A 12,352-nucleotide genomic window follows, 5' to 3' on the forward strand; every position below is an offset into this window, starting at 1 on the left:
TGGCATCCGCGACCAGTGTGGCACCTCCGACGTAGGACCCCGACCGGCGGTTCCGCTGTGGCAGGGTTGGGGCGTGAGCTCCGACCTTCCCCACGCTGCAGCCCGCGCCCTGGAGGGCACCCGTGACGACGCGACGGCGGAGCACCGCCGGCTGGCCGAGTCCGACGACCCCAAGTCCGCCTGGCGGCGCTGGGGGCCCTACGTCTCCGCCCGCCAGTGGGGCACGGTCCGGGAGGACTACTCCGCCGACGGCAACGCCTGGGCCCACTTCCCCTTCGACCACGCCCACCTGCGCGCCTACCGCTGGGGCGAGGACGGCCTGGCCGGGCTGTGCGACGTCGAGGGTTTCCTCAACGTGGGCCTGGCGCTGTGGAACGGCCACGACGACCGGCTCAAGGAGCGCCTCTTCGGGCTGACCAACCCGCAGGGCAACCACGGCGAGGACCCCAAGGAGTACTGGTGGGCCCTGGAGGGCACCCCGACCCACTCCTACGCCACCTGGCTCTACCGCTACCCCCAGGCCGCCTATCCCTACGAGGAGCTGGTCCGGGTCAACGCCGGGCGCAGCGTGGACGAGGAGGAGTACGAGCTCGCCGACACCGGCATCCTGGAGCAGGACCGCTTCTTCGACATCCACCTCACCCACGCCAAGGCCAGCCCGAGCGACATCTGCATCGAGGTGACCGCCACCAACCACGGCCCCGAGGCCGCGCCGCTGCACCTGATCCCGCAGGTCTGGTTCCGCAACACCTGGAGCTGGGGCCTGGACGACCGGCGCCCGCTGATCCGCCGGGCCCAGGACGAGCCCGGCGTCGTCGCGGTCACCGCCGACCACCACGAGCTCGGCCGGATCCGCGTCGAGGCCGAGGGCGACCCGCGGATCCTGTTCTGCGAGAACGAGACCAACATCGCCACCCTCTACGGTGCCGACCAGGTCCCCGCCGACCACACCCCATACCCGAAGGACGCCGTCGACCGGGCGGTCGTGCACGGTCAGGCCGACGCCTGCAATCCGCGCGAGCAGGGCACCAAGGCCGCCTTCTGGTGGGTCTTCGACAAGGTCGCCCCGGGGGAGAGCGTCACGGTGCGGCTGCGGATGACCGAGGTCGACGGCCGACCCGACCCGACCCCGACCTTCGACGACGTGCTCCGCCGGCGCCGGGAGGAGTGCGAGGAGTTCTACGCCCGGGTGCTGCCCGAGGAGACCTCGGCGGAGGACGCCCTCATCGCCCGCCGGGCCTTCGCCGGCCTCCAGTGGGGCAAGCAGCTCTACCTCTACGACGTGCCCCGCTGGCTGGAGGGCGACCCGGCGATGCCGCCGCCCCCGCCGGGTCGCGAGACCGGCCGCAACAGCCACTGGAAGCACGTCAACCTCGCCGAGGTCATCTCCATGCCCGACGAGTGGGAGTACCCCTGGTTCGCCACCTGGGACCTTGCCTTCCACTGCGTGCCGCTGGCCCACGTCGACCCGTGGTTCGCCAAGTGGCAGCTGCTGCTCATGTGCCGCGAGTGGGCGATGCACCCCAACGGCCAGCTGGCCGCCTACGAGTGGAACTTCTCCGACGTCAACCCGCCGGTGCACCCCTGGGCGGCCTGGCAGGTCTACGCCATCGACGGCTGCCAGGACCGCAGCTTCCTGCAGCGGATCGTGCTGAAGATGCTGCTCAACTTCCCCTGGTGGGTGAACCGCAAGGACTCCGAGGGGTCCAACATCTTCGAGGGCGGCTTCCTCGGGATGGACAACGTGGGCCTCTTCGACCGCTCCGAGCAGCTGCCCGACGGCCAGCGGCTGGAGCAGGCCGACGCCACCGCGTGGATGGGGATGTTCTGCCTCAAGATGCTGCGGATGGCCATGGAGCTGGCCCGTGAGGACGAGGCCTGGGACGAGGTGGCGACCAAGTTCCTCGTGCACTTCCTGGCGATCTCGGAGGCGATGGACGACATCGGGACCGGGCACACCTCGCTGTGGGACCCCGAGGACGAGTTCTTCCACGACGTGCTCGTCGACGACTCCGGGCAGGCCTACCGGATGCCGGTCCGCTCGATGGTCGGCCTCCTGCCGCTGACCGGGGTCTCGCTGGTGCCCAACTGGACCGTCTACGAGCTGCCGGACCTGACCGAGTTCTTCGACGGCTGGACCCGCCGCCGGCCCGAGCTGGCCGACGCGCTGCTCCACACCAACCACCGCGGCTACTCGCTGCGGACGCTGTCGATGGTCACCAAGGAGCAGTGGTCGGCCATCGTGCGCCGGATGCTGGACGAGGGCGAGTTCCTCTCGCCCCACGGCATCCGGTCGCTCTCGGCCGCCCACCGCGAGGGCCTGGCCGTGCGCCTGGGGGACCAGGAGCTGTCGCTGGCCTATGTCCCCGGCGAGTCGGACTCGGGCATGTTCGGCGGCAACTCCAACTGGCGCGGTCCCATCTGGTTCCCCGTCAACGCCCTGCTCGTCGACGCCCTGCGCACCTACGGCCGCAGCGCGGGCGTGGGCACGACGGTGGAGATGCCGACCGGCTCGGGGCGGAAGATCTCCGTCGAGGAGGTCGCCGACGAGGTCCAGGACCGGCTCGTCTCCCTCTTCCGCCCCGGTCCCGACGGCCGGCGCCCCTCCACCCCGCGGCACCACCCTTCCGGCGAGCTGTGGGACGCCCACCCCACCTTCAGCGAGTACTTCGACGGCGACGACGGCTCCGGCCTGGGAGCCTCCCACCAGACCGGGTGGACGGCGCTGGTGGCGCACTACATCTGCGCACCCCGGGGGATCGCCAACCGCTGAGGGAGGGTATGCGGTCGCGCAGACGGCTCAGAGCGCGCGCGCCCGGTCCACGACGACCCGGGCGTCGTCGACGTCCTCGATCTTCCAGGCCAGGTCGGCGATGTCGGCCGTCTCCAGCTCGATGCCGACGGCGAAGGCCTCCTCTTTGGAGGTCAGACCCCGCTCGAGCCAGGGTGGTGCGCATGAGGCGTCCTTTCTCGGGTGTGGTGTCCTCGTGCATCCGAGACAACGGCACGCGCGTGAAGCCCCCAGCACGATTCGTGTGAAGGCTGTGTGTCGGTCAGCGCCGGCCCGGCGGCCTGCCTACCCACGCCGTACCCTGGCCCCATGTCCCGGGTCACCCAGCGCCGCCGCGTCGCACGCCTGTCGGCGGACGGGGCCGTCAGCGAGCGCGGGGACACGCTGGCGGGGGAGGAGCCGCTGGAGGTCCGGGTCAACGGGTCATCCTTCTCGGTCACGATGCGCACACCGGGGCACGACTTCGACCTGGCGGTCGGCTTCCTGCACGGCGAGGGCGTGGTCACGTCGTGGTCGGATGTCGCGCAGATCGACTACCGCTCCGGCATCGGGGCCGACGGGCAGCGCGACTACAACGTCGTGGACGTCACTCTTGCGGACGGGGTCGCCCCGCCGGACCCCGGCCTGGAGCGGCACGTCTACACCTCATCCTCCTGCGGCATCTGCGGCACCGCGTCGATCGAGTCCGTGCGCCGCTCCGGCGCGCACGACCTGGGGGCCGACGAGACCGCATACCCCCTCGCCTCCCTGCTCGACCTGCCCGAACGGTTGCGCGTCGAGCAGGCGGTCTTCGACCGCACCGGCGGGGTGCACGCCGCCGGCCTGTTCCTGCCGGGCGAGGACGGCCTCGAGCTGGCCTGCCTGCGCGAGGACGTGGGACGCCACAACGCGGTCGACAAGGTAGTGGGGTGGGCCCTGAGGGAGCGGGGTATGCCGTTGCGCGGGGGCGTCCTGCAGGTGTCCGGACGGGCGTCCTTCGAGCTGGTGCAGAAGGCGGTGCTGGCCGGGATCCCCGTGCTGTCCGCCGTCTCGGCCCCGTCGTCGCTGGCCGTGGACCTGGCTCAGGAGTCGGGGCTGACCTTGATCGGCTTCAACCGGGGCAGCAGCCTCAACGTCTACTGCGGGCACGAGCGGGTCGAGCCGGCGACGTCGACGCCGGCGACGACGCCGGAGCCGGCGGGGGACGGCCCCGAGCAGCCTCGGGACTGAGCCCGAACCACCCGCCTGTGGACGGGTCCGACCGCAGGTGGGTGGAGCCGCATACCCTGGGTCGGTGCCTGCCGTCCCGGACCTGACCACCCTGCTCGCCGCCGCCGTCTCGGCAGTCGGCGGGACCGAACGGCCCGGCCAGGTCCAGATGGCCCAGGCCGTCGAGCGGGCGGTCGAGCGCGAGGAGCACCTGCTGGTGCAGGCGGGGACGGGCACCGGCAAGTCGCTGGCCTATCTGGTGCCGGCGATCGCCCACGCCTTCCGGACCGGCAAGCCGGCGATCGTGGCCACCGCGACGCTGGCGCTGCAGGCCCAGATCGTCGACCGTGACCTGCCGCGCATCGCCGAGGCGCTGGCGCCCATCCTGGGGCGACGGCCGACGTTCGCGCTGGTCAAGGGGCGGTCCAACTACCTGTGCCAGCACAAGCTGGTCGGTGGGTTCCCGGACGAGGACGAGGGCGCGCTGCTGTCGATGGGCTCGGTCGACCGTGAGCGGTCCAGGCTCGGCGACGAGGTGACCCGGCTGCGCGAGTGGGCCGACATCACCGAGTCGGGCGACCGCGACGAGCTCGTGCCGGGCGTCAGCAACCGGGCCTGGCGCCAGGTTTCGGTCAGCTCCCACGAGTGTCTCGGGAGCCGCTGCCCGGTGGTCGGGGAGTGCTTCGTCGAGCTCTCGCGCGAGGCCGCCAAGGATGTCGACGTCATCGTCACCAACCACAGCTTCATGGCCATCGACGCCTTCGAGGGTCGCTTCATGCTGCCCGAGCACGACCTGCTGATCGTCGACGAGGCGCACGAGCTGACCGACCGGATCACCTCGACCATCACCGACGAGCTCACCAGCAGCTCGGTGTCGGTCGCGGCGCGGCGCGCGGGGAAGGGCGAGGCCGCGGCGCGGCTGGCCGAGACCACCGACCTGCTCGCCGACGCCCTGGCCGACCTGCCCGAGGGCAAGCTGACCCACCTGCCGGACCGGCTCGTGACGACCCTGCAGGTGGTGCGGGACGCGGCCCACGCCACCCTGTCCGAGATCAAGCCGGACAAGGGTGCCGAGGTCGACGGGGCCCGGCAGATGGCCCTGGCCGCGGTCGACGAGGTGCACGACACCGCGGCGCGCGTCCTGGAGGAGCGGGAGCTCGACGTCGTCTGGGCCAGCCACGACCAGCGCCGGGGTTCGGTGCTGCGGGTCGCGCCGATGAGCGTGGCGATGCTGGTGCGGGAGAAGATCTTCGACGAGCGCACGGTCGTGCTCACCTCGGCGACCCTCGAGCTGGGCGGCACCTTCGACGCGGTCGCCGGCACCATCGGGCTGCGCGGCGCCGGGTCGCCGCCCTGGCAGGGGCTGGACGTCGGCTCGCCCTTCGACTATCCCCAGCAGGCGATCGCCTACGTGGCCAAGCACCTGCCGCCCCCGGGGCGCGACGGTGCGGCGCCGGCCGTCTTCGACGAGATCGAGGCGCTGGTGCGGGCCGCGGGGGGCCGGACGCTGGGGCTGTTCAGCTCCCGGCGCGCGGCCGAGGCGGCCGCGGAGGAGATGCGCTCGCGGCTGGCCGACCTGGGCATCACGGTGCTGTGCCAGGGGGACGACCAGATGCCGACCCTGGTGCGTCAGTTCGCCTCGGACGCCTCCACCTGCCTGTTCGGGACGATGTCCCTGTGGCAGGGCGTGGACGTCCCGGGCCCGGCCTGCCAGCTGGTCATCATCGACCGGATCCCGTTCCCGCGGCCCGACGACCCGCTGTCCTCGGCCCGCACGGAGGCCATCTCGAGGATGGGCGGCAACGGCTTCATGGCGGTCTCGGCCACGCACGCCGCGCTGCGGCTGGCGCAGGGAGCGGGTCGGCTGATCCGGCGCTCCGACGACCGGGGCGTCATCGCCTTCCTCGACTCGCGGATGATCACCGCGCGCTACGCCGGCTTCCTGCAGCGGTCGCTGCCGCCGTTCTGGCCCACGACCGACCAGGCGCTGGTGCTGCGGGCCCTGGGCAAGCTGCACGACATCGCGCCCGAGGTGGTCCCGGTCGCCGAGCCCGGGGCGCGCGGGATCGGCGGAGCCCCGTTGGAGGGTGCGGGGGACAAGCCCGTGCTCGAGGGGCCGGCGGCGAGCGTGCCGGTGGCCCGCTCACCCCGCACGGCGGTCACCGGCGGTCATGCCTGGACCGAGGAGCAGGACGAGGAGCTCAGGGACGGGCTCGAGGCGGGCGTCAGCGCCGAGGAGCTGGCCGAGCACCTCGACATCGCGCCCGACCAGGTGACGGCCCGGATCAACCAACTCGGCCTGGTCTGAGCAGGCGCCGCCAGCACGGGCGGCGGGGATGGGGTCCGTCGGGGGTCGGCGCTGGCGTCGGCTGCGGCGGAGCGGCGGCGACCGCGGCCTCGAGGAAGCCGCGCGGAGGCAGGTAGCCGTGGGAGGTGACGTAGTGGACCACGAGGGTGGGAGCCGCATACCGGGTCCCGTCCGCACCGGTCACGCGGATCTCGGCCGAGCCCCGCGGCACCTGCCCCGACCCGCCCCCGGCGTCGCCGCAGAAGCCGCAGGTGTGGAAGCCGCGCGTCCGCCCCTGCGGGTCGAGGGCAAGGGTGGCGAGGGCTGCGGTGGCCTCCTCCGGGACCGTGCCGATGCTGTAGGCGTGCGCGGGCTCGAGCCAGCCCACGTTGAGCATGCCCTCACCCCGGTCCTGCTCCAGGTAGGTGTAGGGGCTGAGGTCCTCGAACCAGGTCACGCCCGGCATCCTAGGCCGCGTCATCGGGCCGGGGATCGTCTGTCGGTGCGACGTGGCAGGGTGGGGGTGTGAGCCAGCCGTTGGAGTACGCCCTCATCACCGGGCCGGAGGAGATCGTCGCGGAGCGCGGCGCCGAGTCGGTGGTCGAGCAGGTGCGCGCCGTCGAGCCCGAGGCCGAGGTCGTCAAGCTCTACGCCGCCAGCTATCAGTCCGGCGAGCTGCTGGTGCACGCGAGCCCCAGCCTCTTCGGGGGCTGGACGATCATCGTGGTCCACGACATGGACGAGGCCGACGACGCGCTGGTGGAGGACCTGCTGGCCTATCTCGACCAGCCGGCCGACGGGGTCACCCTGGTGGTGCGCCACAAGAGCGGCAACCGGGGCAAGAAGGTCCTGGACACCCTGAAGAAGAACGGCGCCAGGGTCATCGAGGCCAAGGCGGTCAAGACCGAGCGGGACAAGGTCGACTTCGTCAAGCACGAGTTCCGCGAGGCCCGGCGCAAGATCCTGGACGAGGCCGTCGGCGCCCTCGTCCAGTCCGTGGGCAAGGACGTGCGCGAGCTGGCCGGCGCCTGCGCCCAGCTCATCCGGGACGTCGAGGGCACGATCGAGGCTGAGGACGTCCACACCTACTACGGCGAGCGGGTCGAGACGACCGGCTTCAAGGTCGCCGAGGCCGCGCTGGCGGGGGACGAGCGCACCGCCATGGGGCTGCTGCGCCACGCCATGCTCGGCGGTCTGGATCCCGTGCCGATCGTCGCCGTGCTGGCCATGCAGCTGCGGCAGGTCGGCAAGGTGGCCTCCGCCGGACGCGGCAGCTCGGCCCAGGTGGCCCGCGACCTCAGCCTCGCCCCGTGGCAGGTCGACCAGGCCCGGCGGGTGGCCCAGGGCTGGGACGGGGAGCGCCTGGGCCGCGCCATCCAGGCCGTCGCCCGCGCCGACGTCGACGTCAAGGGTGGGCTGCGCACCGAGGCGACCGTGCGCAGCCCCGAGTTCGCCGTGGAGCGGGCGGTGCTCGAGGTCTGCCGCGCACGTAACGGATAGGAGAAGGTCATGACTGACGCGGGGCAGGTGGACCGTTGGTCGGAGGAGGACGCCCGAGCCTTCTGGCACCTGGCTGAGGAGAAGCACTGGGCCGAGGCACTGCATACCGGGAGCTATGAGCAGTCCACCCGGGGTGCGTCGCTGGCCGAGGTGGGGTTCATCCACTGCTCCTATCCCGAGCAGCTGCCGGGCGTGGTCAAGGAGCACTATCAGCGGGTGGACGAGCCCATGGTCGTGCTGGAGATCGACCCGGCCGTCCTGGCGCGCGTGCTCGTCGAGGTGCGGCTGGAGCACGGCGACCCCGGCGATCCGGGCTCACCGCTCTTCCCGCATGTCTACGGCGCGCTGCCGGTGGAGGCCGTGACCCGGACCCGCCCCGCCGCGGTGGAGAAGGGCTGGCTCGACCTCGGTCCCTGGCAGGACCGCTGAGGCGACCCGCGGCAGGACCGGTCGGGTCGGGTGGGCTCGCTCAGGCGAAGAGCGCTCCGACGTTGGTGAGCACGAAGAGCACGGTCGCGCCGATCAGCAGCCCGGCCGGGACCCAGCCGCGGCGGTCGCCGTCGTGGGAGACCCGCCGGGCGAACCACGTGGAGACCAGCGCCGGCACCGAGAAGACGGCCAGGGCGGGCAGCGTCGCGGCCAGGATCGCCCACAGCGGCGGCCGTGCGCCGTCGCCGGGCCAGCTGAGGGCCGCGATGAGACCTTCGCCGACGAGGAAGGCGCCGGCGATGGCGAGGGGGACCAGCAGGAGCGCCATCCAGGCGTTGCGCACGTCGTGGTGGGCCGCAGGTGTCTGCGTGGTGATGGGGGCGGCGGTCATGATGCACCTCCCGTGCGTCAGGGCCCTGGCGCGGGCTCGCGCGGGAGCGGGTCCATCTCCATTGTGCTCCTGAATTTTCTCCCGCGCACCGGCGCTGGTAACGTTGATCTCTGCGTGCGCGCTCGGTCGTGCGCGCATGCATGCACCAAACCGCACGGTTCCAGCCGCCAGGGCATCCCCACGCCTCAATCCTGGACCGCGCGTCGTCGCCCTCACGACACCAGACCAACGACTGAAGCAGGAAGACACTTCGTGGCAAACATCAAGTCCCAGATCAAGCGCGTCAAGACCAACGCCAAGCGCACCGAGCGCAACCGTGCGTACAAGTCCGAGCTGCGCACCTGGATCCGCAAGTTCCGCGAGGCCGCCGAGAGCGGTGACACCGCCAAGGCCGAGGAGGCCCTGAAGCTGGCCTCCAAGAAGCTGGACAAGGCTGTCTCCAAGGGTGTTCTTCACGCCAACCAGGCCGCCAACAAGAAGTCGGCCATGGCGAAGAAGTTCAACTCCATCGGCGCCTGACGCACCTCCCTGCTCCGCCCCGTCGAGCTGATCGGCGCACGGACGACGCAGGTATGACGTGGCCCCGCCCCTTCTCAGGGGTGGGGCTTCGTCATGTCCGCCTGGCGTCGGCAGCAACCATTGGCCGCTCTCGGTGGGGGTGGGGTGGGGCCTGCGCTACGATGAACGGCATCATGACGACCCGTTGCGAGCTCCTCCTTACGCAGCCGCGCTGACCAGGCACGACCAGCGCGGCGACCCCTCCTGACCAGAGGGGCTTTTTTGTGCCACAGGAACAGACCGCATCCGGGACGAGACGACAAGGACGAGAGCACCGATGAGCGAGCGCACCCCGCAGCACCGCTACACCGCCGAGCTGGCCAACCAGATCGAGGCGAAGTGGCAGGACCGGTGGGACGCCGAGAGCACCTTCAACTCGGCCAACCCCGCGGGTCCGTGGGCGCAGCCGGACGACCCGCGGCTGACCAACGGCCACCTGATGATCATGGACATGTTTCCCTATCCCTCCGGGGCGGGGATGCACGTGGGCCACCCGCTCGGCTACCTGGCCACCGACGTCCGTGCCCGCTACGCCCGCACGACCGGTGCCAACGTCCTCTACACGATGGGCTTCGACGCCTTTGGCCTGCCGGCCGAGCACTACGCCGTGCAGACCGGCCAGCACCCGCGGGTCACGACCGAGCAGGCGATCGAGACCTACCTGCGCCAGATGCGGATGATCGGTCTGTCGCACGAGCGGCGCCGCAGCTTCGCCACCCTCGACCCCGACTACTACCGCTGGACCCAGTGGATCTTCACCCAGATCTACAACTCCTGGTATGACGTGTCCGCCACCTCCCGGGACGGGAAGGGGACCGGACGGGCCCGGCCGATCAGCGAGCTGGTCGCCCAGTTCGAGGCGGGCGAGCGCGAGACCGGGCGCCGCGACGAGAGCGGCGCCGCCCTGGCCTGGGCCGACCTGTCCGCCAAGGACCGCGCCGACGTCCTGGACGGCTACCGTCTGGCCTACGTCTCGGCCGCCCCGGTCAACTGGTGCCCGGGTCTGGGCACGGTGCTGTCCAACGAGGAGGTCACCGCCGACGGCAAGTCCGAGCGCGGCGACTTCCCGGTGTTCAAGCGCAACCTGAGCCAGTGGATGATGCGGATCACCGCCTACGCCGACCGGCTGGTCGACGACCTGGAGCGCCTGGACTGGCCCGAGAAGGTCAAGCTGATGCAGCGCAACTGGATCGGCCGCTCCACCGGCGCGGACGTGCGCTTCGAGGTGCCGACCGCCGACGGCTCGGGCAGCGCCCCGCTGCACGTCTTCACCACCCGCCCGGACACGCTGTTCGGGGCGACCTTCATGGTCGTGGCCCCCGAGCACCCGGCCCTGCAGGCGATCGTCCCCGACGACTGGCCGGCCGGCACCAACCCGACCTGGACCTCCGGCGAGCCGGACCCCAGGGCGGCCGTGGCCGCATACCAGAAGATGGCCTCGACCAAGAGCGACGTCGAGCGGCAGGCCGACGCCAAGACCAAGTCCGGCGTCTTCACCGGCGCGTTCGCGACCAACCCGGTCAACGGCGCGCAGATCCCGGTGTTCGTCGCCGACTACGTGCTGATGGGCTACGGCACCGGCGCGATCATGGCCGTCCCCGGTCAGGACCAGCGCGACTGGGACTTCGCCAAGGCCTTCGACCTGCCGATCATCCGCACGGTGCAGCCCACCGAGGGGCACCCCGAGGACGAGGCCTTCACCGGCGAGGGGCCGGCGATCAACTCCGCCAACGACGAGGTCAGCCTGGACGGGCTGGGCGTCGCGGAGGCCAAGGAGCGGATCATCGCGTGGCTGGCCGACAAGGGCCTGGGCACGCCCACGATCACCTACCGGCTGCGCGACTGGCTGTTCAGCCGGCAGCGCTACTGGGGCGAGCCCTTCCCGATCGTCTGGGATGAGGACGGCGTCGCGCACGTCGTGCCCGACGACCAGCTGCCGGTCACGCTGCCCGAGGTGCCCGACTACAGCCCCCGCACCTTCGACCCCCAGGACGCGCAGTCCAGCCCGGAGGCCCCGCTGGCGCGCGCGACCGACTGGGTCGAGGTCGAGCTGGACCTGGGCGACGGTCGCGGCACCCGCCGCTTCCGCCGCGAGACCAACACGATGCCCAACTGGGCCGGGTCGTGCTGGTACCACCTGCGCTACCTGGACCCCGCCAACGAGGACGCCCCGGTCGACCCGGCGGTCGAGCGCTACTGGATCGGCCCTCGCCCCGCGCCGGTGGCCGGCGCGCCTACGGGTGCGACCGACCCCGGTGGCGTCGACCTCTACGTCGGCGGCGTCGAGCACGCGGTGCTGCACCTGCTCTACGCGAGGTTCTGGCACAAGGTGCTCTACGACCTGGGCTACGTCTCCTCCGAGGAGCCCTTCCGGCGGCTGATCAACCAGGGGATGATCGAGGCCTACGTCTACCGCGACTCCCGCGGCTTCCCGGTGCCCGCGGCCGAGGTGGAGGAGCACACGGACGGCAACCGCACCACATACACCTGGAACGGCGAGGCCGTCACCCAGGAGTACGGCAAGATGGGCAAGTCCCTGAAGAATGTCGTCACCCCCGACGAGATGGTCGAGGCCTACGGCGCAGACACCTTCCGGGTCTACGAGATGTCGATGGGGCCGCTGGAGCAGTACCGCCCCTGGGAGACCCGCGCCGTCGTCGGCAGCCAGCGCTTCCTGCAGCGGTTGTGGCGCAACGTGGTCGACGAGGAGACCGGCGAGGTCACCGTCGTCGACGCCGCGCTGGACGAGGCGACCGACAAGGCGCTGCACCGCACCATCGACGGCGTCCGGGCCGACTACGAGGCGCTGCGGACCAACACCGCGGTCGCCAAGATGATCGAGCTGAACAACCACCTGACCAAGCTGGACGTCGTGCCCCGCGCCGCCGTCGAGCCCCTGGTCCAGATGGTCGCACCGGTCGCGCCGCACCTGGCCGAGGAGCTGTGGGAGCGGCTGGGCCACGAGGGCGGTCTGGCCTACGCGCCCTTCCCGGAGGCCGACCCGGCCAAGCTGGTCGAGGACACCGTCACCGCGGTCGTGCAGGTCAAGGGCAAGGTCCGCGACCGGCTGGAGGTCGCGGCCGACATCTCCGAGGCCGACCTGGAGGCCGCGGCCCTGGCCAGCGAGAAGGTGCAGGCGATCATCGACGGCGCGCCCGTCCGCAAGGTCATCGTCCGCGCCCCGAGCCTGGTCAACATCGTCGTCTGA

10 protein-coding genes are annotated in these 12,352 nt (G+C 71.7%); 7 read left to right on the forward strand and 3 right to left on the reverse strand.

The features are described from left to right. The first annotated feature begins 73 nt into the window (after positions 1–73). Complete coding sequence (locus ACTMMA_RS01860; protein ID WP_441188391.1) at positions 74–2,773, forward strand: MGH1-like glycoside hydrolase domain-containing protein; 2,700 nt, start codon at positions 74–76, stop codon at positions 2,771–2,773. A gap of 27 nt (positions 2,774–2,800) precedes the next feature. Here the strand turns inward: ACTMMA_RS01860 and ACTMMA_RS01865 are convergent, their stop codons facing one another. Continuing rightward, complete coding sequence (locus ACTMMA_RS01865; RefSeq protein WP_441188392.1) at positions 2,801–3,028, reverse strand: hypothetical protein; 228 nt, start codon at positions 3,026–3,028, stop codon at positions 2,801–2,803. A gap of 72 nt (positions 3,029–3,100) precedes the next feature. Here ACTMMA_RS01865 and fdhD point away from each other — a divergent pair, with 72 nt between their 5' ends. After that, a complete protein-coding gene (gene fdhD, locus ACTMMA_RS01870) occupies positions 3,101–4,000 on the forward strand; it encodes a formate dehydrogenase accessory sulfurtransferase FdhD (RefSeq protein WP_441188393.1) in 900 nt (299 codons plus the stop codon). A 64-nt stretch (positions 4,001–4,064) separates the two neighbouring features. Next, positions 4,065–6,287: an ATP-dependent DNA helicase gene (locus tag ACTMMA_RS01875; protein WP_441188394.1), complete on the forward strand. Its 2,223-nt coding sequence runs from the start codon at positions 4,065–4,067 to the stop codon at positions 6,285–6,287. Here ACTMMA_RS01875 and ACTMMA_RS01880 read toward each other — a convergent pair. After that, positions 6,265–6,723, reverse strand: a complete 459-nt coding sequence (locus tag ACTMMA_RS01880; protein ID WP_441188395.1) for a DUF7919 family protein — start codon at positions 6,721–6,723, stop codon at positions 6,265–6,267. The genes ACTMMA_RS01875 and ACTMMA_RS01880 overlap by 23 nt on opposite strands. A gap of 68 nt (positions 6,724–6,791) precedes the next feature. On the opposite strand from ACTMMA_RS01880, the gene holA reads away from it, so the two are divergent. Both holA and ACTMMA_RS01890 read left to right on the forward strand, forming a co-directional pair. Next, positions 6,792–7,766: a DNA polymerase III subunit delta gene (holA, locus tag ACTMMA_RS01885; RefSeq protein WP_441188396.1), complete on the forward strand. Its 975-nt coding sequence runs from the start codon at positions 6,792–6,794 to the stop codon at positions 7,764–7,766. A gap of 9 nt (positions 7,767–7,775) precedes the next feature. Continuing rightward, positions 7,776–8,195: a DUF952 domain-containing protein gene (locus ACTMMA_RS01890; protein ID WP_441188397.1), complete on the forward strand. Its 420-nt coding sequence runs from the start codon at positions 7,776–7,778 to the stop codon at positions 8,193–8,195. A gap of 40 nt (positions 8,196–8,235) precedes the next feature. Here the strand turns inward: ACTMMA_RS01890 and ACTMMA_RS01895 are convergent, their stop codons facing one another. Next, positions 8,236–8,586: a hypothetical protein gene (locus tag ACTMMA_RS01895; RefSeq protein WP_441188398.1), complete on the reverse strand. Its 351-nt coding sequence runs from the start codon at positions 8,584–8,586 to the stop codon at positions 8,236–8,238. Positions 8,587–8,838: 252 nt separating this feature from the next. On the opposite strand from ACTMMA_RS01895, the gene rpsT reads away from it, so the two are divergent. Next, the gene (gene rpsT, locus ACTMMA_RS01900) at positions 8,839–9,105 is read left to right on the forward strand and encodes a 30S ribosomal protein S20 (protein ID WP_441188399.1); all 267 of its coding nucleotides are present in this window, start codon (positions 8,839–8,841) and stop codon (positions 9,103–9,105) included. A gap of 316 nt (positions 9,106–9,421) precedes the next feature. Beyond that, positions 9,422–12,352: a leucine--tRNA ligase gene (gene leuS / locus ACTMMA_RS01905; RefSeq protein ID WP_441188400.1), complete on the forward strand. Its 2,931-nt coding sequence runs from the start codon at positions 9,422–9,424 to the stop codon at positions 12,350–12,352.

Origin of the sequence: Ornithinimicrobium panacihumi (assembly GCF_052073805.1) — a bacterium.
In the GTDB taxonomy this organism is placed as follows: domain Bacteria; phylum Actinomycetota; class Actinomycetes; order Actinomycetales; family Dermatophilaceae; genus Ornithinicoccus; species Ornithinicoccus panacihumi.

What these genes read in the sequence shown, in the direction of transcription:
- leuS (WP_441188400.1), top strand. Translation starts at nt 9,422, where the DNA reads ATGAGCGAGCGCACCCCGCAGCACCGCTACACCGCCGAGCTGGCCAAC.
- ACTMMA_RS01890 (WP_441188397.1), top strand. Translation starts at nt 7,776, where the DNA reads ATGACTGACGCGGGGCAGGTGGACCGTTGGTCGGAGGAGGACGCCCGA.
- ACTMMA_RS01895 (WP_441188398.1), bottom strand. Translation starts at nt 8,586, where the DNA reads ATGACCGCCGCCCCCATCACCACGCAGACACCTGCGGCCCACCACGAC.
- fdhD (WP_441188393.1), top strand. Translation starts at nt 3,101, where the DNA reads ATGTCCCGGGTCACCCAGCGCCGCCGCGTCGCACGCCTGTCGGCGGAC.